Source organism: Rhodococcus sp. SORGH_AS_0303 (genome assembly GCF_030819335.1).
Classification (GTDB): domain Bacteria; phylum Actinomycetota; class Actinomycetes; order Mycobacteriales; family Mycobacteriaceae; genus Rhodococcoides.
On record NZ_JAUTBO010000001.1, the window covers coordinates 1,850,014 to 1,872,705 of the forward strand.

Below are 22,692 nucleotides of genomic sequence, written 5' to 3' on the forward strand. Positions count from 1 at the left end.
ATGGAGCGCCTACAGTCACCCGAGTGACAGGCGACGCCCGTATCGATCCGCTGCTTCGCCACCACGGCGACGTGGAGGTCGAGGCGGGCATGCTCGACTTCGCGGTGAACGTTCGTGGGTCCCGGCCCCCCGAGTGGTTGCGGCGCAAACTGATCGAGGCCGTCGACCGACTCGCGGCGTATCCGTCCGAGGCCGAGGACCGGCGGGTTCGCGACCGAGTGGCGTTGCGCCACGGTCGATCTCCGGACGAGGTGCTGTTGCTCGCCGGAGCGGCCGAAGGATTCGCGATGCTGCCCCGGCTGCGCCCGCGCCTCGCCGCGGTCGTCCACCCGTCCTTCACCGAGCCGGAGTTCGCCCTGCGCAGTGCCGACGTCCCGGTGCATCGGGTCGTCCTGCCCGCGCCGTACCGGCTCGTCGACGCCGCCGTTCCGCACGACGCCGACCTGGTGGTGCTGGGCAATCCCACCAACCCGACGTCCGTCGGCCATCCCCGCGCGGACGTGCTCGCACTCCGGGCGGAGGGACGCGTGCTCGTCGTGGACGAGGCATTCGCCGACACCGTGCCCGGCGAGCCCGAGTCCCTGGCGTCGCAGTCTCGTCCCGACGTGGTGGTGCTGCGCAGCCTCACCAAGTCGTTCGCCCTCGCGGGGCTGCGGTGCGGGTACGCGCTCGGAGCGCCGGACGTCCTCGCCACACTGAACCGGGGCCGACCCCACTGGCCGCTGGGCACCCTGCAGCTGGCCGCGATCGAGGCGTGCTGCGAACCCGACGCCGTCGCGTCCGTGGACGCCGACGCGCTCGTGCTCGCCCGCGAGCGGCAGTACCTCGTCGAACGGCTCCGCGTACTCGGGGTGGAGGTGTCGGCACTGGCGACGGCGTCGTTCGTGCTCGTCCGCGCGGAGAACGGCGCAGCGATCCGGGCCGCGTTGCGGGACCGCGGTGTCGCGGTCCGCCGAGGCGACACCTTTCCCGGCCTCGGCCCGGATCACCTGCGGATCGCGGTGCGGGGCGCGGACTCCGTCGACCGACTCGCCGACGCGTGGGGTGACGTGGTGCGCGAGATGGGCACACCTAGGGTCGAGTGATGGCATCGACGGGAACCGCAGCGCCCACCCTGGCCGAGATCATCGACGTGCTCGACGCGGCGTACCCGCCCCGGCTCGCCGAGAGCTGGGACTCGGTCGGTCTGGTGTGCGGCGATCCCGCGAACTCCGTGACCACCGTGATGTTCGCCGTCGACGCCACGGCCGCCGTCGTGGACGAGGCGATCACCGCCGGTGCCGATCTGCTCGTGGTGCACCACCCACTGCTGCTGCGCGGTGTGGACACGGTCGGTGCCCACACGCCCAAGGGCGCGTTGGTGCATCGCCTGATCACGGCGGGGTGCGCTCTGTTCACCGCCCACACCAACGCGGACTCGGCGCAGCCCGGAGTGTCCGATGCGCTGGCGACACTGCTGGGCCTCACCGATCTGCGCCCCCTCGACGAGAAGTCGGGACGGGGGCCTCGACAAGTGGGGTGTGTACGTCCCGGTGGCCGACGCCCCCGCCGTGCGGCAGGCCATGTTCGACGCGGGCGGCGGGTCGATCGGCGACTACCGCGAGTGCAGCTGGAGCGTCGTGGGCGACGGCCAGTTCCGTCCCGTCGACGACGCGCGGCCGGCGATCGGCACCGTCGGCACCGTCGAGTCGGTCGAGGAACGGCGCGTCGAGATGGTCGCTCCGCGCTCTGCGCGCGCGGCCGTTCTCACCGCGCTGCGCTCGGCGCACCCCTACGAGGAAGTGGCGTTCGACGTCGTCGAGACGGCCGGGTTGCCGACCGACTGCGGGCTGGGCCGGATCGGGACGCTGGCCGAGCCGATGTCGTTGCGCGCCTTCGCCGACCGCGTCGGCAGCCGGCTCCCGTCCACTGCCTGGGGAGTGCGCGCCGCCGGCGACCCGGACGCGACGATCCGGCGGGTGGCCGTGTGCGGTGGATCCGGGGACTCGATGCTCGGCGCCGTCACCGCAGCGGGTGTCGACGCCTACGTGACCTCCGACCTGCGACACCACGTGGCGGACGAACACCTGCGGGCCGGCGGACCCGCGCTGATCGACGTCGCGCACTGGGCGGGGGAGTTCCCGTGGTGCGCCCAGGCGCGCGACCTGCTGGACAGCGCGTTCGGTGATCGCGACGGCTGGACCACCCGGACACTGACGATCAGAACGGATCCGTGGAGCATCGGCGTCCGTCCCCCGCAGGACTAGTACCGTGACACGCGTGAACGTCGACCCGAAGATCCAGCTCTCCCTCCTCGACCTGGCCGCCATGGACACCGAACTGGCCCAGCTCGCACACCGTCGACGCACTCTTCCCGAGCAGGTCGAGCTCGATGCACTCGAACGCGAGCGGATCGACCGCAAGGACGCAGCCGTGGGCGTGCAGATCTCGCTCGACGATCTGGACCGCGACATCCGCAAGCTCGAGGGCGAGGTCGACGCCGTGCGCCGCCGCGAGGAGAAGGACCGCGCTGCGCTGGCCTCCGGCGCGGCTCCCGCGAAGCAGCTCAGCGAACTCCAGCACGAGCTGGGCAGCCTCGAGCGCCGCCGCGGCATCCTCGAGGACGAGTTGCTCGAGGTCATGGAGCAGCGCGAGGCGTCGCAGAGCGACTACGAGCACGCCGGTGCCAATCTGACACAGGTCGAGGACACGATCGTCGACGCCACCCGTCGACGCGACGACGCCCTCGCCGACGTCGAGAACGCCGAGCGCACTCGGTCGGCGCAGCGCGAGGAGCTCGCCGCGCAGCTGCCCGCCGAGGTGTCCGCGATGTACGAGAAGCAGCGTGAGCGGTCGGGCATCGGTGCCGCCCTGCTGCGTGGTCGGCGCTGCGGTGCGTGCCGGATCGAGCTGGATCGCGGCGAGATCGCGCGCATCGCCGGCACCGCGCCCGACGTGGTCGTGCGGTGCTCGGAGTGCAACGCGATCCTGGTGCGCACCAACGAGTCCGGTCTGTGAGTCCCCAGCTCGACTCCGTCCTGGTGGAGGCCGACGGGGGATCGCGAGGCAACCCCGGGCCCGCCGGCTACGGAGCCGTCGTGTGGGACGCGGCGCGAGCCACGGTGTTGGCCGAGCGCCGCGAACACCTGGGAGTGGTGACGAACAACGTCGCCGAGTACCGCGGACTGATCGCCGGTCTCGAGGCGGCCCGCGAACTCGGGGCCTCGCGCGTCTCGGTGCGGATGGACTCCAAGCTGGTGGTCGAGCAGATGTCCGGCCGCTGGAAGGTCAAGCACCCGGACATGATTCCGCTGCGCGCGCGAGCAGCCGCTGTCGCGGACACGTTCGACGACGTGCAGTACGCGTGGATCCCGCGCGCCGAGAACTCGCATGCCGACCGGCTGGCCAACCAGGCGATGGACGGTGAGGACGCGCTGCTCACCGGTGCGGCCGAGGTCGCGAGCGCACCGACGCCGGTGTCGGAACGGCCTGCCTGGCAGTCCGTCTCGGGTGCCGCGACCCGCACGATCCTGCTGCGGCACGGCCAGACCGCCCTGTCGGTGGATCGTCGGTACTCCGGCCGAGGCAACCCGGAGCTCACCGAGCTCGGGCGAGCGCAGGCAGCGGCCGCGGCGCAGCGTGTCGCACTGCTGGGCGGCGTCGACGTCGTCCTGAGCTCACCGCTGGGCCGGGCGCACGACACCGCGTCGGCCGTCTCCCGCGCGACCGACGTCCCCGTCACCGTCGTCGAGGACCTGACGGAGACGGACTTCGGCGAGTGGGAGGGCCTCACCTTCCTCGAGGCCACCGAGCGCGATCCCGAGCTGCATCGGCGGTGGATGGGCGACACGTCCGTCGCGCCGCCCGGCGGCGAGAGCTTCGACGCCGTCCTCGAACGGGTGCGCCGGGTCCGCGAACACATCGCGACCGAGTACGCGGGGAAGACCGTCGTCGTGGTCTCGCACGTGACGCCCATCAAGACGCTCCTGCAGCTCGGCCTGGACGTCGGCCCGTCGATCCTCTACCGGATGCACCTCGACCTGGCGTCCATCAGCATCGTCGACTGGTTCGACGACGACGCGGCCTCCGTACGCCTGGTGAACGACACGTCCTTCCTCTGGGCCTGATGGAGGAACCGACACGTCGTTCCTCTGGACCCGACCATCACACCTGCAGGGCGAGCCACAGGGCGACGGTCGCCGCGACCACGGTGATCGGTGTGGTCACCAGACCCACCACGGTGAACGTGCGCAGGCTCGGCGGCTCGCCCTCCGCGCGAGCCACGCGGCGCCACAACATGATCGCGAGCGACCCGACGTAGGTGAGGTTGGGCCCGAGGTTGACGCCGATCAGCATGGCGAGCAGCGCGCCCACCGGTGCAACGCCTGTCGTCGACGTCAGTGCGGCGAGCAGCAGCAGCGTCGCGGGCAGGTTGTTGAGCACGTTGGAGGCGACCGCGGCCACCGCGGCGACGGTCAGGAGCGCGAGCAGCGTGGACGACGTCGGCAGGATCTCGGTGACGGCCTCGCCCACCGGACCCCCGGCGAGTCCCGCGACCACCACTCCGAGCGCGAAGACGAACACGCAGAACCACAGATCGAGTGCACGCACGATCGCGACGGGAGTCGTCTCGGACCGGCGCAGCGCAGGAACGGCGAGCACGATCGCGGCCGCCGCGGCCACCCACACCGGTTCGAGGCCGAGCGACCCACTGATCGCGAAACCCACCAGAGCGCAGCCGATCACGACGAGGGCGAGCGTCGGCGCCGCCACGGACGGACCGTCGTCGTCCGGCGGGTTCTCCACCTCGCGCAGGTCGGCGCGGAACAACCAACGGAACGCCGCGTACTCGAGCGCGATCGCGACGACCCACGGCGCTGCCATCAGCGCGGTGAAGTGCAGGAACGACAGACCGGTGGCCGAGAACACCAGCAGGTTGGTCAGATTCGAGACCGGCAGCAGCGTGGAGGCCGAGTTCGACAGGTGTGCCACGGCATACGACGCCGGCCGTGGCGACATCCCGGCGCGGCGGGCGGCGGCGATGACGACCGGGGTGAGCAGGACGACCGTCGCGTCGAGACTGAGCACTGCCGTGGTGAGGGACGCGGTGACGAACACGAGCATCAGGAGCCGCGTGGGGGAGGATCGCGACCGGGCGTGCAGGACGGACGCGATCCACGTGAACACACCGTGCGCGTCGGCGAGGTGAGCGAGAGCCAGGATCGCCGCGAGGAACGCCACCGTGGGGGCGAGCTCCGCCGTCTCCTCGAGTGCGTCGCTCGTCGACACGACTCCGAGCAGGATCGCCAGTGCCGCGGCCGGAACGGCGATGGTGGCTTCGGGGAGTCCGCGAGGGCGAGCGATGGCGAAGACCAGGACGGCAGCCACCAGCAGCGCGGCCACGACGGTCCGCGCGGTGGAATCGGTGATCACGCGAGGATCTTGCGCAGCGTGCGGAGGTTTCGCGTGGTCGTCGTCGACTTGTAGGACGCGCGCGCACTGGCCTTGCCGACGACACTGGACAGGGTGTCACCGCGCACGACCTCCCAGAACAGGACGTGATGCGGCCCGAGTGTCGACCTCTCGACGACGGGGTCGGCCGTCTCGCCGATCGCCGCGAGATCGGTGGTGGACACACCGTCCGTCGAGAAGATCACGTACGGGTGGCGTACCGCCTCGTCGGTCTCCCACGGGAAGGCGGCGACGATCTCGGCGAGCTGCTCCACGGTCACGACCACCACCCACGCCTCGTAGCCGAAGGCCTGCCGCAGGACGCCCTCCACGTCGGAGCGCACCACGGCCGGGTCCTGCGTCGTCGCGGTGAGCACCACGTTGCCCGACGCGAGAACGGTGCGCACCGCGGTGTATCCGGCGTCCTCCAGCGACGACCGCAGGGCCGCCATGGAGATGCGGATGCCGCCGACGTTGATGCCGCGCAGGAGGACGACGAAGGTCATGCGCGTGACTCTAGATCCCCGGTCCGACCATCCGTCCGCTCGGCACACCCACCCCCCGCGAGTACGTCCGAACTGTCGTGATCGGGGCTCGCCCAGCGACGGTTCGGACGTACTCGCGGGGGTCGGAGCGGGGGTGGGACGGGGGTGGCGGAGCGGCTACCATGACGGGGCGGACGAGTTGGCCGGGCGGCCGCGGCACGGAGAACTGACGACCGGCGTCGTCAAGCTTCGAGCCGAGGAAAGTCCGGACTCCACAGAGCAGGGCGGTTGCCAACAGCAACCCGAGGCGACTCGCGGGACAGTGCCACAGAGAAGAGACCGCCGACCGGTCCTCGGATCGGTCGGTCAGGGTGAAACGGTGCGGTAAGAGCGCACCAGCACCCCGGGTGACCGGGGTGGCTCGGTAAACCCCGCCCGGAGCAAGATCGAAGGTCGCACCGCCGTTCGCGGTGGTGCGTCTGCGCAGGTGTTCGAGGGCTGCTCGCCCGAGCCTGCGGGTTGATCGCTCGAGGTACCCGGCGACGGTGTGCCCAGATGGATGGTCGCCACCCGGGATTCGTCCCGGGGACAGGATCCGGCTTACACGCCGACTCGTCCGCGCACACGACCGGTCCGACCGCCCTGTTCGAGGGCGGACTAGAACATATGTTCGATGTCCTCTACAGTGAGTCTCGGCGGGCCGGCGGTAGGAAACTACGGGAAGCGTCGGCCCGCCGCCACGTATCGAGTCCTCCTGAACGACGAAAGGCCCCGTCCTCGATGAGGGCGGAGCCGTTCGTGAGCAGAGTGGATCAGATGGGGTCGACCACCAGCAGGGTGGCCCAGTACGTCGCGGCGTCATGGCCCATCAGCGGCAACAGTTGATCGAAGAGAAGGGTCGACATGTCGTACTCCTATCGGGTGCGTGGTCCGGCTCCGGTCCGGCGTGTGTACCCGGACATGCGAGAAGTGTAACGCGGCCGCTGGTCCCGCGGTGTGTGCGGTCGGCGCGTCGCCGACCGTGAATCGCGGGGCCGCAGAACGCGAAGTCTGTTCCGTCGGGGCGGATCTGGGGCACACTGTCGATCATGAGTGACGACGACGATCAGTGGTACTTCCGTATCAGCGACAAGGCTGTCGTGCAGGGCAAGGAGGCCGGTGCGATGGACCGCATGGGCCCCTACCCCGACAGGGCCACCGCCGAGCGCGCCCTCGAGATCGCCGCGGAGCGTAACAAGGCCGCGGACGACGCCGACGACACCTGGTCTTCGTGACCGCATCGGCGCGCTCGTGACCGCGTCGGTATCGAGGCGGGCCGTTGCGCCTCGGGTCGACGGTGTCGACTTCTCGGCTGTGCGCGCCGAGTTCGACCTGCCGACCGGGTACCCGCCCGACGCGGTCCCGGTGGCGGACTCTCGTCCGACGCGGCGCGACGCGACCGACCTGGAGTTCGTGACCATCGACCCGCCCGGGTCGATGGATCTGGACCAGGCTCTCGTCGTCCACCGCACCGACGCGGGTTTCCGCCTGTACTACGCCATCGCCGACGTCGGTGCGGTCGTCGCGCCGGGAAGCGTGCTGGACGAGGAGGTGCGCCGCCGTGGACAGACGGTCTACCTCCCGGACGACAGCGTGCCGCTGCACCCTCGGCAGATGTCCGAGGACGCGTCGTCCCTCCTGCCGGACCGGGTACGGCCGGCCGCGCTGTGGACCATCGACACCGACCCCGCGGGGACGGCGACGTCCTGGCACGTCGAGCCGGCGACGGTGCGCTCACGGCAACGGTTCACCTACGCCGAGGTGCAGTCGGCTGTCGACTACGGCACCGTGCATCCGTCGCTGACGGCGCTGCAGGATCTCGGTCGGGCGCGGCGGGCCCTCGCGGTCGCGCGCGGCGCCATCGAGCTCGCGCTTCCCGAACAGGAGGTCGTCGCCGACGGTTCCGACCGCGGCGGATGGCGCCTCGAGATCGCGCCGCGCACCGAGGCCGACGCGTGGAACGCCGAGATGTCCCTGCTCACCGGAATGTGCGCCGCCGCGATCATGCTCGAGGCGAGGGTCGGCATCCTGCGCACTCTCCCGCCGCCGGGCGCGTCGGACGTCGAGGCACTGCGGGCGGTGGTGCGGGCACTGGGCCTGCAGTGGCCGACCGGTGCCTCGCCCGGCCAGGTTCTTGCCGGCCTGGACCCGGCGGCTCCCACGACTCTCGCCGTGATGACCGAGGCGACCACGCTGTTGCGCGGTGCCGCGTACGTCGCCTTCGACGGTGAGACACCCGAGGAGCCGGACCATTCCGGGATCGGTGGCCCGTACGCCCACGTCACCGCGCCGCTGCGTCGGCGCGTCGACAGGTACGCCACCGAGGTGTGTCTCGCGCACTGTGCCGGAACCGCTGTCCCCGACTGGGTGCTCGCCGAGTTCGCAGAGCTGCCCGACGCGATGCGGCGCAGCGATTCGCTGGCGTCGAAGGTGGACCGTGCGTGTATCGACCTCGTCGAGGCCAGGGTGCTGGCGGACCGCGTCGGCGACACCGTCTCGGCCGTCGTGCTGCGCGGACGAACCGACAAGCGGCCCGCCGAGGTCTTCGTTCCCGAGTACACCGTCGTCGGCCGGTGTTCGGGAGACCCGGCCGAGGGCACGACCGTCACCGTGCGGGTGGGGCCGGTGGACGTCGCGACCCGGCGAGTGGAGTTCTCGGTCGGGTAGGCCGGAGGCCGGTCGTCGGTGGTCGGGTAGGCCGCTCAGGTTGTCAGCCGAGCGAGGCTGCGCGGCGCCGCAGCTTCGTCCACGCGCGGGGGAGCGGCTCCAGCGCGTCCGCGCTGTCGTGTCCCTCGTTCGCGTACAGGACACCGAAGGTGAAGGTGTCCTCGCCTCGCTCGGCCGCGGAGGCGGCTTCGGTCAGGATCGTGGCGCGCGACACCGCACTGTCCTGGACGTCGCCGAGGACGGACTGCACCTTCTTCGCTGCCTTCGCGACGTCGGCGGCCGTCGTGCGTACTGCTCCGTCCGAGAGTGCGCCCGCCGCTGCCTCGGCCGCGTAGCGCAGCTTCTTGGCGTTCTTGCGCACGTCGTGCAGAGCCTCGGCACGCTCGTCGCCGGTGAGCGCGGCCGCGTGAGCCTCGGCTCGGGCGATCGTGCGGTACTGGCCGCGAAGCACCTTCCGGAAGACCTTGTCCGCGCGGCCGTCCGAAGGACCGACGGTGGGTGCTGCCAGGAGTGCATCGAGTGCGTCGAGCAGGGCGAAGTAGCGCTCGCCGCTCAACTCCCGCACAATCTCCTCGTGCGCGAGCGTGTACAACCGTCGCTGGGTGCCGACGAGGGTCTCGACCACGGGACCGCGCACAGCGTCGGACGGCAGCGCCGAGAGCGACGCGTCGTAGCGGGCCGCCAGCACCTCGGCGTCGCGAGCGGTGCCGAGAATGTCGGCGAGCCAGGACAGTTCGCTACGGACCGCGTCGACGGACGGTCGGTCGAGCAGGTCGCGGTAGGACCGCAGCACGCTGCGCAGTCGCCGCGTGGCGACGCGCATGGCGTGCACCGCGTCGTCGTCGTTCTCCCGCACACGCGGATCCGCCGCGAGGAGAGCGGACACGTCGGTGGCCAGGGCGGCGAGCAGCGCGGACCCGGCGGTGCCGTCGGGCGTGGCATCGCCGGTCCGGAGATCCGCCAGGCGGGATCCGAGCGCCCGTGCGAGCTTCGACGGTGAGGAACCGGGGTCGGCGCCGTGGGAGAGCAGGTAGGTGCTCACCTTCTCCAGGGTGCGGCGGTCACCGTCGATCAGCTCCACCTCCCATTCACGCCAGCGAACAGTGGTGTCGTCCAACAGGTTCCGGGCGGTGACGGTGTCGTCGCACAGCTCCGCGGCGGTCTGGTGCCGCTTCGTGGCCACTACGGTGACGATGCGGCGGGTCTCGATGCTCGCGACGGGCACGAGCGGTTTGCCTCGCACGTGCGCCGTCACACGATCGGCGACCTCGGCCGGCACGCGAGCGGTGTTGCCGCCCGCGGACAGCGGGCTCCGCAGCTCGAGACGCTCGTCGGACGAGACGGGCATCTTGATGTGCCATCCCGCGTCGGAGCTTCCGGTCCGTCGACGCACCGTGATGCGTCGACGCGCCAGGTCGAGATCCGGGGTGTCGAAGTACGTGGAGACCGGGTGTGTCAGCTCCGGCGCGGACGCGGACACGATCGACTTCGCCCCCGTGAGCTCGGGAACCGGCGTGTCCATGCCGACGTCGAACTTGGCCTCGATCTCCGTGTGCGCATCCGCACCACCTGAACTCATGGTGACATCTTTACCACCTGCAGGTGAACGGCCGGTTCGTCAGCGGCGGAAGGAGTCCGTCGCTTCGACGAGGTGATGGATGATTCCCGGTTCCGCGGCGGAGTGCCCGGCGTCGTCGACGATGTGGAGTGTCGACGACGGCCAGGATCGATGCAGATCCCAGGCGCTCGTGGCCGGGCACACCACGTCGTAACGGCCCTGCACGATGACACCGGGGATGTGGGCGATGGAGTCCATGTTCGCCAGCAACTGATTCTGTTCCAGGAACCCCTGGTGCACGAAGTAGTGATTCTCGATGCGCGAGAACGCGAGTGCGAACCGTGCCTCGGAGTTCTGCTCCACGCGTTCCGGTTTCGGGAGCAGGGTGCTGGTGGCGCCCTCCCACGTGGACCACGCGACCGCCGCGTTCAGCGCGGTCTCCGGGTCGGACGAGTGAAGGAGTCGGTGGTAGATCTCCACGGGGTCGCCGTCGCGCTCCGCCGCCGGGATCGGGGCGAGAAACTTCTCCCACAGTTCTGGGAAGAGGTGTCCCGCGCCGCCGCGGTAGTACCAGTCGATCTCCGACTCACGCAGCAGGAAGATGCCGCGCAGCACCAGTGACGTGACGCGGTGCGGGTGCGCCTGGGCGTACGCGAGCGACAACGTCGATCCCCACGACCCGCCGAACACCGACCACGTGTCGATGCCGAGATGCTCACGCAGGACCTCCATGTCGGCGATGGAGTGTCCGGTGGTGTTGACGGAGAGATCGGCGCCGTCGGCGACGTGCGGCGTGGACCGACCGCACCCGCGCTGGTCGAACAGCACGATCCGGTAGGCCTCGGGATCGAAGTAGCGACGCTGATCGGGACCCGTGCCGCCGCCCGGTCCGCCGTGCACGAACACCACCGGAGTGCCGTCGGGGTTGCCGCTGACCTCGAAGTGGAGGTGCTGCCCGTCGCCGACGTCGAGCATCCCCGAGTCGTGCGGGTCGAGTTCGGGGTAGAGGGACCGGCGCGCCGTCATCGTCACAGCCCCACGAGGCCCGACGCGAGATCGGGAATCTCGAGGATGTCGACGACCTGGCTCCGGACGTCCGAGCACGCGTCGGTCGCGGCCGTGTCGACGATCCCGCGGTTCTGGATCACCGCGGCGTTCAGTCCGTAGCGTGCCGCCCACGTCTGCACCAGGATGTTCAGGCCGCCGCGGCCCACGGTCGGGCCCTGCACGCGCCAGTTCGACAGCTGTGCCTCGAGGTCGGTGCACAGCGACTGAGCCGAATCCTCGGACACCGTCGGGGTGGCCGCAGCCGCCGACGTGGTCGTCGTGGGAGCGGCCGTCGTCGTCGACGCAGTGGTGGTGTCCGTCCCGCCTGCGCACGACGTCAGGGTCACGGTCGCTGCTGCCAGAACACCCGCCGCGGCGAGTCCATGTCGCATCATCATGGCCCCGAGTGTGCCACCCGGGTGCTTCCCCGACCGGCTCGCCCGCGTCGCTCGCCCGGGGTCGCAGTCCTAGAAGCTGTGCTCCTGCGCGGGGAAGGCCCCCGACCGCACCTCGGCGGCGTAGTTCGACGCCGCGGCGCGCAGCTGGTCGCCGACGTCGCCGAAACGCTTGACGAACTTGGCGGTGCGACCGCTGGTGAAACCGGCCATGTCCTGCCAGACGAGAACCTGGGCGTCGCACTCCGGACCGGCACCGATGCCGACGGTGGGGATCGTCAGCTTGCGCGTCACCTGGCCGGCGAGATCGGCGGGCACCATCTCCATGACGACGGCGAAGGCGCCGGCCTCCTGGACGGCGATGGCGTCGGCCACGAGCTGCTCGGACGCGTCGCCGCGGCCCTGCACGCGAAAACCACCGAGGCCGTTGACGCTCTGCGGGGTGAAGCCGATGTGCGCCATCACGGGGATACCGGCGGCGGTGATGGCGGCGATCTGCGGGGCGACACGCTCGCCGCCCTCGAGCTTGACCGCGTTGGCCTGGCCCTCGCGCATGAAGCGGACAGCGGTCTCGACGGCCTGCTGCGGAGAGATCTCGTAGGTGCCGAACGGCAGGTCGGCGACCACGAGTGCATTGGGGGCGCCGCGGACCACGCCGCGGACCAGGGGGATGAGCTCCGCGATGTCGATGTGCACCGTGGTGTCGTAGCCGTAGACGACGTTGGCGGCCGAGTCGCCCACGAGCAGGACAGGGATGCCGGCCTCCTCGAAGATGCGCGCGCTCGAGTAGTCGTAGGCGGTGAGCATGCTCCAGCGGTCGCCGGAGGCCTTCATCGCCTGCAGGTGGTGGGTGCGGGTCTTGCGGCCCGTGGGTGCGGATCCGTACAGCGGGGTCTCAGCAGCAGACATCGAGCGTCCCTTTCGTCCTCGAGGCCCGCTCGGCGGGTCCCCGGGTAGAGGTGATGACGCGTTCAGTCTGCCACCGCCGGGTTCCGCGGCACGAGTGCGCTTGGTCACACACCACGCCGTGCCACCATCGAGAGGTGTCCTCCCGTCGCGCGTCCGTCCGTCTCGCCGTCTCCCTCTCGGTTCTCGCAGTGCTGGCCGCGGCGTGCGGCTCCGATGTCGGCGGTACTCCCACCGACGACGAGGGTGGGTCCGTGCCCGTCACGACGACGGAGACGCGTGCCGATCAACCGTCGACGCTGGACGCCTTTCGGGCGCAGCGTGTCACGTGGAGATCGTGCGAGGGATTCGTGACCGACGGATCCGAGCTGGACCCGAGCCTGCAGTGCGGCCGGGTGACCGTGCCGATCGACTACGACGATCCCGCCGGGCCCACCGCCTCACTGGCGCTGTCCCGGTCGGCGGCGACGGGGGAGAAGGTGGGCTCGATGCTCGTCAATCCCGGCGGACCCGGCGCGTCGGGCCTCTCGACTGCGACGGTGGCGCGGGGTACCGCCGTCGAATCGTCCTTCGACGTCATCGGATTCGACCCTCGGGGCATCGGTGCGTCGGTGCCGGCGGTGCGCTGCGACACTCCGCGGGAGTTCGACGCCGAGCGTGCGGACAACGACGTGGACACCTCGCCCGCCGGCATCACCGAGACCGAGAAGGAGAATCAGGACTACGCCGCGCGGTGCGCCGAGCGCAACGATCCGGTGTTGCTCGAACACCTCACGTCGGCCGACGTCGCGCGGGACATGGACGTCGTCCGGTCGGTGCTCGGCGACGATCAGCTGACGTATCTCGGATTTTCGTACGGGACGCGGCTGGGCTACACCTACGCCGAACTCTTCCCCGAGAACGTGCGCGCGATGGTGCTCGACGGCGCTCTCGACCCCGCTGCGAACGCGGCCGACGAGGTGGTCGCCCAGGGCGCAGGCTTCCAGTCGGTGTTCGACGCCTTCGCGGCCGACTGCGCGGGACGGTCCGACTGTCCACTCGGTACCGACCCGGCGGGAGCCGTGGGTTCCTTCCGGGCCCTGGTCGATCCGTTGGTGGACCGGCCCGCGAGCACCGAGCTCACCGGGCCGGAGGGTGCCCGCTCGCTGAGCTACGACGACGCCGTGACCGGAGTGCAGCAGGCGCTCTACAGCACTGAACTGTGGGGACCGTTGCGGCGCGGACTGACTCAGCTGGAGAACGGTCAGGGCGACATCCTGCTCTCGCTCGCCGATCTCTACAACGGGCGCCTGAGCGACGGCACGTACAGCAATACCAACGACGCGTTCACCGCCGTGCGGTGCGTCGACGATCCGCGGGTGACCGACCGGGCGGAGGAGGGCGCGCTCGACGCCCGGTTCCGCGCCGCCGCGCCGTTCCTGGACGACGGCCGGGGCAACGGCACCGCGCCGCTCGAGCCGTGCGCCTTCTGGCCGGTCCCCTCGGCGGCCGACCCGGGGCCGATCTCGATACCGGGACTCGCACCGACCGTGGTGGTCTCGACCACCGACGATCCCGCCACCCCGTACGAGGCCGGCGTCGCTCTGGCCGCGCAGCTGGGCTCGTCGCTGGTCACCTACGAGGGGAATCAGCACACCGCCTCGTTTGCCGGGATCGCCTGCATCGACGACGCCGTGTCCGCCTACCTCGTCGGCCTGACGCCTCCACCAGCAGGTCTGCGCTGCTGAGTCGTGACCTCACAGTCGTCGCCACCGCGCTGTGAGGTCCAGAAAGTGCGACCGGTTTCACGATGTAACACGGATTTAATGCAACGTGCCTAGCCTGACGGTCATGGATCGCCAAAAGGAATTCGTGCTTCGCACTCTGGAGGAGCGCGACATCCGGTTCGTCCGTCTGTGGTTCACGGACGTGCTCGGCTACCTCAAGTCCGTGGCCATCGCTCCGGCCGAACTCGAGGGCGCGTTCGAGGAGGGCATCGGCTTCGACGGCTCGGCGATCGAGGGCTTCTCACGAGTCTCCGAGGCCGACACCGTGGCCAAGCCCGACCCCACGACGTTCCAGATCCTGCCCTGGACCACCAGCAAGGGCGAGCAGCACTCCGCCCGCATGTTCTGCGACATCGCGATGCCCGACGGGTCGCCGTCCTGGGCCGATTCCCGGCACGTGCTGCGTCGACAGCTCTCCAAGGCCGCGGACCTCGGATTCAGCTGCTACGTGCATCCCGAGATCGAGTTCTTCCTGTGCAAGGAACTGCCCGACGACGGTCGGCCCCCCGTCCCCGCGGACAACGGCGGCTACTTCGACCAGGCCGTCCACGACGAGGCGCCGAACTTCCGGCGCCACGCCATCGATGCCCTCGAGTCCATGGGCATCTCGGTGGAGTTCAGCCACCACGAGGCCGCGCCCGGTCAGCAGGAGATCGACCTGCGCTACGCCGACGCCCTGTCCATGGCCGACAACGTGATGACCTTCCGCTACCTCGTCAAGGAGGTCGCGATCGACGAGGGCGTGCGCGCGACGTTTATGCCCAAGCCCTTCAGCGATCAGGCCGGCTCGGCCATGCACACGCACATGAGCCTGTTCGAGGGTGAGACCAACGCCTTCCACAATCCGGACGACCCCATGCAGTTGTCCGAGACCGGCAAAGCCTTCATCGCGGGCATCCTCGAGCACGCCAACGAGATCAGCGCGGTCACCAACCAGTGGGTCAACTCCTACAAGCGTCTGATCCACGGCGGCGAGGCCCCCACGGCCGCGTCCTGGGGTCCGTCGAATCGCTCTGCGCTGGTACGCGTTCCGATGTACACGCCGAACAAGGCGTCCTCTCGTCGCGTCGAGATCCGCAGCCCCGACTCGGCGTGCAACCCGTACCTCACCTTCGCCGTGCTGCTCGCGGCCGGACTGCGCGGGGTGGAGAAGGGGTACACGCTGCCGCCCGAGGCCGAGGAGGACGTGTGGTCGTTGACCTCCGCCGAACGCCGCGCCATGGGCTACCGGGAGCTGCCCAGCAGCCTCAACGAGGCGCTCGCCGCCATGGAGGGCTCCGAGCTGGTGGCCGAGGCGCTCGGCGAGCACGTCTTCGACTACTTCCTGCGCAACAAGCGTCGTGAGTGGGAGTCGTACCGTTCGCACGTGACGCCGTTCGAGCTCAAGACCTACCTGGGTCTGTAGGGCCGGCGAGACTGCGCGATTGTCGAGTGGACGGGGCTGTCGAGTAACGTCGACACGCCATGAACATGTCGGAATGCACCACCGTCCCGAGATTCGTCGACCCGCGGTTCGTCCACCCGACGTTCGCTGACGCCGACCCGGCGGTCGACTCGTACACCGTGGTGGAGGCTCGCCCGTGATTCCGCCCAGTTCCCGTTCCACCGTGCCCAGCCCCGGACGGCTCGGTCTCGTCGAGGCGTCGGCCCCGGCGAACCTGTCGCTGCTGGGCTGGACCGACGAGGACAGCACCGAGCTGCTGTGGTCGCTGTCGCGCTCGCCCGACGCCGATCTCGCGCTGCGCACTCTCGCGCGCCTCGCCGAGGATCTCGGTGACAACTGGTCCGACCTCGACGCCCGCCTGCGCACCGACAAGAGTCTGCGCGGCCGCATGTTCGCTCTCGCCGGATCGTCCAGCGCTCTCGGTGACCACCTGGTGTCCGAGCCGGAGAAGTGGCGCCTGCTCACCACCTGCACGGAGTCGTTGCCCACGGCCGACGAGCTGCGCGACTCGATGCTCGCGAGCGTCGGTGCCGTCGCGGAGACGGGCGACGACGCCCTCGGTCAGGTGTTCCGGGCCGAGCTGACCGGACCCAAGGCCATCATCGCGCTGCGTACGGCGTACCGCGACCACCTCATGATCCTGGCCGCCGCCGATCTCGCGGCGACCGTGGAGAACGAGCCCGTCGTGCCCTACGAGGTGGTCGGTCGTCAGCTGTCCGATCTGGCGGACGCGGCGCTCACCGCGGCACTGTCGGTGGCCGTCACCGTCACGTTCCCCGACGGGCCCTGCTCGGTCCGACTCGCGGTCATCGCGATGGGCAAGTGCGGTGCGCAGGAACTGAACTACGTGAGCGACGTCGATGTCGTCTTCGTCGCCGAACCCTCCAACTCCCTCGCCACCCGCATGGCCGGCGAGATGATGCGCATCGGCTCGTCCGCCTTCTTCGAGGTCGACGCCGCACTGCGTCCCGAGGGCAAGCAGGGCGAACTGGTCCGCACTCTCGACTCGCACCTGGCGTACTACCAGCGGTGGGCGAAGACCTGGGAGTTCCAGGCGTTGCTCAAGGCGCGCGCCATGACCGGTGACGCCGAGCTGGGCCAGGCCTACGTCGACGCGGTGACGCCGATGGTGTGGGTGGCCAGTGAGCGCGAGGACTTCGTCCCCGAGGTGCAGGCGATGCGCCGCCGCGTCGAGGAGATGGTGCCGGCCGAGCTGCGCGAGCGCGAGATCAAGCTGGGGCGCGGCAGCCTGCGTGACGTCGAGTTCGCCGTCCAGTTGCTGCAACTCGTGCACGGACGAGCCGACGACTCCCTCCACGAACGCGGTACCGTCGCCGCGCTGTCCGCTCTCGCCACCGGCGGCTACATCGGGCGTGACGACGCGGCCAACCTCACCGCGTCCTACGAGTTCCTCCGCCTCATCGAGCACCGGCTGCAGCTGCAGAAGCTGCAGCGCACGCACCTCCTGCCGCCGGACGACGACGACGAGGCGATGCGGTGGCTCGCCCGCGCCGCCCACATGCGTCCCGACGGCAACCACGACGCGACCGGCGTTCTGCGCCAGGAGATCCGTCGCAACGCGCAGCGGATCCGGCGATTGCACGCTCGGCTGTTCTATCGCCCTCTGCTCGAATCGGTGGCCCGGCTGGACAGCGACTCGCTGCGCCTGAGTTCGGATTCCGCGATCCGGCAGCTCTCGGCGCTCGGCTACTCGGCTCCGCAGAACGCGCTCGGGCACCTGAGCGCACTCGTCGGCATGGGTGCGCGCAAGGGTCGCATCCAGTCGCTGCTGCTGCCGACGCTGCTCGAATGGCTGGGCGACACACCGGATCCCGATGCGGGCCTGCTGGCCTACCGACGGCTGTCCGAGGAGGTCGCCGAGCAGTCCTGGTTCCTGCGGCTGGTCCGCGACGAGGGTCCGGTGGCGCAGCGCCTGATGCAGGTGCTCGGGTCGTCGGAGTACCTGCGCGGTGTGTTGGTCAACGCGCCGGAGGTCATCCGGCTCTTCGCCGACGGATCGACCGGCCCCAAACTGCTCGACGTCGATCCCACCGAGACGTACGGCGCCATCCTGAAGTCCTCTGCGCGCTACGACGATCCGGTACGCGCGGTCGCGGCGGCGCGGTCCCTGCGTCGCTACGAACTGGCGCGGGTCGCCTCGGCGGACATCCTCGGACTGCTCGAGGTCCCCGAGGTGTGCCGGGCGCTGTCCTCGGTGTGGGCAGCGGTCATCAACGCCGCCCTGGACGCGGCGGTCCGTGCGTCCGTCGCCGAGCGCGGCGGCACCGCTCCCGCGTCGATCGCCATCATCGGCATGGGTCGACTCGGTGGTGGTGAATTGGGCTACGGGTCCGACGCCGACGTGTTGTTCGTGTGCGAGCCGGCCGAGGGCGCCGACGACAGCGACGCCGTCAAGTGGGCCAACGCCATCGCCGATCGTGTCCGCAAGCTCCTGGGTTCGCCGAGCCAGGACCCGCCGCTGGAGGTGGACACCGGACTGCGTCCCGAGGGGCGCAACGGGCCTGTCGTGCGCACACTCTCGGCCTACGACGCGTACTACTCGCAGTGGGCGCAGCCGTGGGAGGTGCAGGCCCTGCTCCGCGCCCACCAGGTCGCCGGCGATCAGGACCTGGGAATCCGGTTCCTGCTCATGGCCGACCGCATCCGGTACCCCGAGGGCGGAGTCTCCGAGGACGCCGTCCGCGAGATCCGGCGCATCAAGGCCCGGGTCGACGCGGAGCGACTGCCCAAGGGAGCCGACCCGAAGACGCACACCAAGCTGGGGCGCGGGGGACTGGCCGACGTCGAGTGGACCGTGCAGTTGCTGCAACTGCGTCACGCCCACCGCATTCCGGCGCTGCACAACACGTCGACCCTGGAGTGCCTCGACGCGATCGGCGCCGCGGAGCTCATGAGCCCGGGCGACGTCGACCTCCTGCGCCAGGCGTGGCTCACGGCCACGAAGGCCCGTAACGCGCTGGTCCTGGTGCGCGGCAAGCCGACCGATCAGTTGCCGGCTCCCGGCAAGGTGCTGTCGGCCGTCGCGCAGGTGGCCGGCTGGCCCAGTGGCGACGCGGGGGAGTTCCTCGACAACTACCTGCGTGTCACCCGTCGGGCCAAGGCGGTGGTGGAACGCGCGTTCGGTTCCTGACCCGTACCGGTTCTGCACAGAGAACGACCCCGCTCGGCCGACTGTGCCGGGCGGGGTCGTCTTCTGTGCAGTAGGTGTACCTCGGTGTCAGTCGGCCCCGGCGGTGACGAAACCCTGCTGCACCATCCAGTCACGCGCCACCTCGGCGGGTTCCCGGCCGTCGACGTCGACCTGCTTGTTCAGCTCGGTGATGGCGTCGATGGTGAGCGCCGCGGACACCGGCGCGGTGATCTCCGCGATCTCCGGGTAGCGGTCGGCGATCTCCTGACGCAGGTTCACCGTCGCGTTGTAGCGCGGGAAGAACAGCTTGTCGTCCTCGACGACCACCAGGTCGAGGCCCTTGATGCGGCCGTCGGTGGTGAACACCTCGCCGAACTTGCACTGCGAGCCGTCCGCCGTCGCCTGATAGATGATGCCCGTCTGCAGGATCTGGCGGTTCACCGCGTTCGCGTCGAAGCCGTACGCCGCCGCCATGCCGGGGAAACCGTCCTGGCGGGAGTTGAACTCGGTCTCCACGCACACCGCCGCGGCGGCGGGATCACGCTGCACCAGGGCGGCGTAGTCGGACAGCGTCTTCACGCCGGTCTCCTGCGCCGTCTGCTGGTTCATCGCGAGTGCGTACGTGTTGTCCATCGGCGCCGGGTTGACCCAGACGATGCCGTTCGCCTTGTCCGCGTCGCGCACCGCGTCGTACTGCTCTGTCGCGTCGGGAATGGGAGTCTCGTTGCCGAGGTAGTTGATCCAGCCGGTGCCGGTGTACTCGTAGGTGACGTCGACCTGGCCGCTGATCATGGCCTGCCGCGTGCTGTTGGATCCCGAGATGTTGGTCAGGTCGCGGACGTTCGCCCCCGCCGCCTCGAGCGCGAACTCCAGGATGTAGCCGAGGATGATCTGCTCGGTGAAGTCCTTGGAACCGACGGTGAGCTCGGCACCTTCGAGACCCGGCTGCGCCGTGATGCTTCCGGGTTCGACGGCCAGGGGCACCGCGCTGCCGGACTGCAGCCCGCAGCTGGTGAGGGCGAGGGTGGAGACCGCGCACAGTGCGATCAGGGTACGGCGCATCAGCGCAGTCCTTTCGGTCCGAGGAAGGCCTCGGCGAGAGCGCCCAACCAGTCGACGAGCAACGCCAACGCCACCGCGAGCACGGCGCCCACGACGAGGATGAGCGGCTGATTGAGCTTGTACCCGGTGTCGATGAGCACGCCGAGGCCGCCGGCGCCGACGAGGAAGCTCAGCGTGGCGGTACCGACCGCCAGCACGAGAGAGGTGCGCAGGCCGGCGAGGATGTACGGCACCGCGAGTGGGAACTCGATGCGCCACAGGATGCCGGAGCCCGACATGCCCTGTCCGCGTGCGGCATCGATGTAACTGGCGTCCACCTGCTGGAACCCCAGCATGGTGTTCCGCAGCACCGGGAGCAGCGAGTAGAACGCGATGGGCAGGACACCGACCCAGAACCCGGTGCTGCCGGTCGCGAGGAACAACAGGACGAGCAGGCCGACGGCAGGCGCTGCTTGACCGATGTTCGCGATACCGATGAAGACGGGAGCGAGCCGTCGATAGCCGTTGCGAGTGAGGATGATTCCGAGGGGCACCGCGATCAGCACGACGAGTGCCGTCACGACGAACGTGATCAGGACGTGCTCCAGAACGCGCTGGGAAATCGTGGCGACGTTGATCGTCGCCGCCTGCGTCGCCGTGAGATCACGCGTGAGGGCGTAGACCAGCGTGACCACCACGAGGACGAGAACCAGTGCGGGCTGGACGACCAGACGGATCCGTTCGGCTCGCCGGGCTGCCCTGGCCGCGGACTTCGCATCGCCCTCGGCGTCGGAGGGATCGTCGACGACGGACGCCTCGACCGACGCCGTCACGACGACGCGCCCGAGACGGACGCCGCGCCCGCGTCGACCACGTCGTCGTGGTCGTGCGCGTGCTGCGAACGGATGGTCTTGATGGTGTCGATCAGTGCCTCGATGGTGACGGTGCCGACGTACTCGCCGCGCTTGCCCGTCACGGTCGCCGTCGCGTTGCCCTCGGCGAGCAGGGCCTCGAGCGCGTCCTGCAGCGTGGACTGGATCGACACGAGCTCACCGATCGGCACACCGACGTCGCGGAGGCTGCCCACGCCGGCGAGGTGACGACGGTCGGTCCACCGGATGGGCCGCTTCCGGGAGTCGAGGATGAGGCCCCACGCCTCCGGATCGGTGCCGAGCGCCCGGTTCATCGTCTCGACCGGCTCGTCCTCACCGAAGGCGGGAACATCGCTGAGCTCGATGTCGCGCACACGCATGAGGGTGAGCTGCTTGAGAGCCGCACCGGCGCCGACGAAGCCGGCCACCGTCTCGTCGGCGGGATTGGCCAGCACGGCCTCGGGGGTGTCGTACTGCAGGATGCGGGACTGGTTGCCCAGGACGGCGATCCGGTCGCCCAGCTTGACGGCCTCGTCGAAGTCGTGTGTCACGAAGACGATGGTCTTGCCCAGCTCGGCCTGCAGGCGCATCAGCTCGTCCTGCAGGAGGCCGCGGGTGATGGGGTCGACGGCACCGAACGGCTCGTCCATCAACAGCACCGGGGGGTCGGCCGCCAGAGCGCGGGCCACACCCACGCGCTGCTGCTGCCCACCGGAGAGCTGGCGCGGGTAGCGCTCGCGGTACTGGCCCGGATCGAGTCCGACCAGATCGAGCATCTCGTCGGTGCGGTCGGAGATCTTCTTCTTGTTCCACCCGATGAGCCCGGGGACCATGCCGACGTTCTGCGCGATCGTCATGTGCGGAAACAGGCCGGCCTGCTGGATCGAGTAGCCGATGGTGCGTCGCAGCTCGTTCGGATCGATGGACAGCGCGTCCTTGCCGCCGATCGTGATCCGTCCGGACGTGGGCTCGATGAGGCGGTTGATCATCCGCATCGTCGTCGTCTTGCCGCAGCCCGACGGTCCCACCAACACGACGACCTCACCCGCGGGGATGGTGAGCGACACGTGGTCGACCGCGGCGGCCTTCTGGTTGGGGTAGGACTTCGTCACGTCCTCGAGGACGATCTCTGCTCCGGTGGTGGTGCGAGTCGTGTCAGTCACGGATACCCCTCGAGGTGGTGAGTTTGCCGATCAGGACGTAGATCCCGTCGAGGATCAGCGCCAGGATGACGATCAGGACGGTGCCGGTGAGGGCCTGGGGAACTGCGGTGGGGCTGCCGACGCGGGCGAGGCCGGAGAACAGGAGATTGCCGAGGCCGGGGCCCTTGGCGTACGCGGCGATGGCGAGAATGCCCATCGCCATCTGGGTGCTGACGCGCATCCCGGTGAGAATCGACGGCCACGCGAGAGGAATCTCGATGCGACGCAACACGGTGGCTCGGCTCATGCCGATACCGCGTGCCGCATCGCTGACCGCCGGATTCACCGCGTCGAGTCCGACCACCGTGTTCCGGATGATCGGCAGCAACGAGTACAGCACCAGCGCGGTGACGGTCGGCTTGACGCCGAGACCGAGAATGGGAATCAGCAGTCCCAGCAGCGCGAACGACGGGATGGTGAGCACCGTGCTCGCGAGAGCGGTGGCGACGGCGGAGCCGGCGGGACTGCGGTAGACGAGAACTCCGATGGCGACACCCAGGATGGTCGCGATGACGACACACTGGACGACGGCGGAGACGTGAAGATAGGAATCGATCGCGAGCTGCCTTCGGCGGCCGACGATGAAGTCCCACAGAGCATCCATCAGGTGCAGATCCTTCGCTCGGCGACAGGAGAGACGCGACTGTGGTGGTGCCACGACGTCCGGCGGCCGGGTGGATCGTCACCCG

At 69.9% G+C, this 22,692-nt stretch carries 18 protein-coding genes, 1 other RNA gene and 1 pseudogene; 10 read left to right on the forward strand and 10 right to left on the reverse strand.

Annotated features, from left to right (window positions below):
* The first annotated feature begins 23 nt into the window (after positions 1 to 23).
* From cobC to QE449_RS08785, 4 genes and pseudogenes are all read left to right on the forward strand, one after another.
* On the forward strand, positions 24 to 1,085 hold the full coding sequence (cobC, locus tag QE449_RS08770; RefSeq protein WP_307108659.1) for an Rv2231c family pyridoxal phosphate-dependent protein CobC: 1,062 nt from the start codon (positions 24 to 26) through the stop codon (positions 1,083 to 1,085).
* Positions 1,085 to 2,246: pseudogene (locus QE449_RS08775) on the forward strand (Nif3-like dinuclear metal center hexameric protein). The gene cobC and the pseudogene QE449_RS08775 overlap by 1 nt, the downstream one beginning before the upstream one ends.
* Before the next feature lie 13 nt (positions 2,247 to 2,259).
* Complete coding sequence (locus QE449_RS08780; RefSeq protein WP_027505779.1) at positions 2,260 to 2,997, forward strand: zinc ribbon domain-containing protein; 738 nt, start codon at positions 2,260 to 2,262, stop codon at positions 2,995 to 2,997.
* Positions 2,994 to 4,106, forward strand: a complete 1,113-nt coding sequence (locus QE449_RS08785; protein ID WP_307108660.1) for a bifunctional RNase H/acid phosphatase — start codon at positions 2,994 to 2,996, stop codon at positions 4,104 to 4,106. Before QE449_RS08780 ends, QE449_RS08785 begins: the two co-directional genes overlap by 4 nt.
* Before the next feature lie 37 nt (positions 4,107 to 4,143).
* Here QE449_RS08785 and QE449_RS08790 read toward each other — a convergent pair whose 3' ends face one another.
* A complete protein-coding gene (locus QE449_RS08790; protein WP_373428377.1) occupies positions 4,144 to 5,409 on the reverse strand; it encodes an SLC13 family permease in 1,266 nt (421 codons plus the stop codon).
* Positions 5,409 to 5,936 carry a DUF1697 domain-containing protein gene (locus QE449_RS08795; protein WP_222638389.1) on the reverse strand — a complete coding sequence of 176 codons (528 nt, stop codon included), beginning with the start codon at positions 5,934 to 5,936 and terminating at the stop codon, positions 5,409 to 5,411. Before QE449_RS08795 ends, QE449_RS08790 begins: the two co-directional genes overlap by 1 nt.
* Positions 5,937 to 6,110: 174 nt before the next feature.
* Between QE449_RS08795 and rnpB the strand changes: the two genes are divergently transcribed.
* From rnpB to QE449_RS08810, 3 genes are all read left to right on the forward strand, one after another.
* Positions 6,111 to 6,534, forward strand: an RNA gene (gene rnpB / locus QE449_RS08800) — RNase P RNA component class A.
* A gap of 469 nt (positions 6,535 to 7,003) precedes the next feature.
* The gene (locus QE449_RS08805) at positions 7,004 to 7,189 is read left to right on the forward strand and encodes a hypothetical protein (protein WP_037185713.1); all 186 of its coding nucleotides are present in this window, start codon (positions 7,004 to 7,006) and stop codon (positions 7,187 to 7,189) included.
* Positions 7,190 to 7,193: 4 nt separating this feature from the next.
* Positions 7,194 to 8,621 carry an RNB domain-containing ribonuclease gene (locus QE449_RS08810; protein ID WP_373428378.1) on the forward strand — a complete coding sequence of 476 codons (1,428 nt, stop codon included), beginning with the start codon at positions 7,194 to 7,196 and terminating at the stop codon, positions 8,619 to 8,621.
* A 43-nt stretch (positions 8,622 to 8,664) separates the two neighbouring features.
* On the opposite strand, the gene QE449_RS08815 is transcribed toward QE449_RS08810, so the two are convergent.
* The 4 genes from QE449_RS08815 to panB form a co-directional block, all read right to left on the reverse strand.
* Entirely contained in the window at positions 8,665 to 10,200 is a 1,536-nt protein-coding gene (locus QE449_RS08815) for a CYTH and CHAD domain-containing protein (RefSeq protein WP_307108663.1), read from the reverse strand.
* Positions 10,201 to 10,239: 39 nt separating this feature from the next.
* Positions 10,240 to 11,205, reverse strand: a complete 966-nt coding sequence (gene pip, locus QE449_RS08820; protein ID WP_027505785.1) for a prolyl aminopeptidase — start codon at positions 11,203 to 11,205, stop codon at positions 10,240 to 10,242.
* A 2-nt stretch (positions 11,206 to 11,207) separates the two neighbouring features.
* On the reverse strand, positions 11,208 to 11,624 hold the full coding sequence (locus tag QE449_RS08825; RefSeq protein ID WP_307108664.1) for a hypothetical protein: 417 nt from the start codon (positions 11,622 to 11,624) through the stop codon (positions 11,208 to 11,210).
* Positions 11,625 to 11,693: 69 nt separating this feature from the next.
* On the reverse strand, positions 11,694 to 12,530 hold the full coding sequence (gene panB / locus QE449_RS08830) for a 3-methyl-2-oxobutanoate hydroxymethyltransferase (RefSeq protein WP_307108665.1): 837 nt from the start codon (positions 12,528 to 12,530) through the stop codon (positions 11,694 to 11,696).
* 134 nt (positions 12,531 to 12,664) lie between these two features.
* On the opposite strand from panB, the gene QE449_RS08835 reads away from it, so the two are divergent.
* The 3 genes from QE449_RS08835 to QE449_RS08845 all read left to right on the forward strand — a co-directional run bounded on the left by QE449_RS08835 (position 12,665) and on the right by QE449_RS08845 (position 18,888).
* A complete protein-coding gene (locus QE449_RS08835; protein ID WP_307108666.1) occupies positions 12,665 to 14,254 on the forward strand; it encodes an alpha/beta hydrolase in 1,590 nt (529 codons plus the stop codon).
* 103 nt (positions 14,255 to 14,357) lie between these two features.
* A complete protein-coding gene (gene glnA, locus QE449_RS08840) occupies positions 14,358 to 15,698 on the forward strand; it encodes a type I glutamate--ammonia ligase (RefSeq protein WP_027505789.1) in 1,341 nt (446 codons plus the stop codon).
* A 175-nt stretch (positions 15,699 to 15,873) separates the two neighbouring features.
* A complete protein-coding gene (locus QE449_RS08845) occupies positions 15,874 to 18,888 on the forward strand; it encodes a bifunctional [glutamine synthetase] adenylyltransferase/[glutamine synthetase]-adenylyl-L-tyrosine phosphorylase (protein WP_056445676.1) in 3,015 nt (1,004 codons plus the stop codon).
* An 87-nt stretch (positions 18,889 to 18,975) separates the two neighbouring features.
* Here the strand turns inward: QE449_RS08845 and QE449_RS08850 are convergent, their stop codons facing one another.
* The 4 genes from QE449_RS08850 to QE449_RS08865 are packed head-to-tail and all read right to left on the reverse strand — an operon-like array spanning position 18,976 to position 22,607.
* Complete coding sequence (locus QE449_RS08850; RefSeq protein WP_027505791.1) at positions 18,976 to 19,950, reverse strand: glycine betaine ABC transporter substrate-binding protein; 975 nt, start codon at positions 19,948 to 19,950, stop codon at positions 18,976 to 18,978.
* Positions 19,950 to 20,762 (reverse strand): ABC transporter permease, encoded by an 813-nt coding sequence (locus tag QE449_RS08855; protein WP_373428276.1) that lies wholly within the window; start codon positions 20,760 to 20,762, stop codon positions 19,950 to 19,952. The genes QE449_RS08850 and QE449_RS08855 overlap by 1 nt, the downstream gene beginning before the upstream one ends.
* Positions 20,759 to 21,964, reverse strand: a complete 1,206-nt coding sequence (locus tag QE449_RS08860) for an ABC transporter ATP-binding protein (protein ID WP_056445669.1) — start codon at positions 21,962 to 21,964, stop codon at positions 20,759 to 20,761. Before QE449_RS08860 ends, QE449_RS08855 begins: the two co-directional genes overlap by 4 nt.
* Positions 21,957 to 22,607 (reverse strand): ABC transporter permease, encoded by a 651-nt coding sequence (locus tag QE449_RS08865; protein ID WP_027505793.1) that lies wholly within the window; start codon positions 22,605 to 22,607, stop codon positions 21,957 to 21,959. Before QE449_RS08865 ends, QE449_RS08860 begins: the two co-directional genes overlap by 8 nt.
* Positions 22,608 to 22,692: the final 85 nt, after the last annotated feature.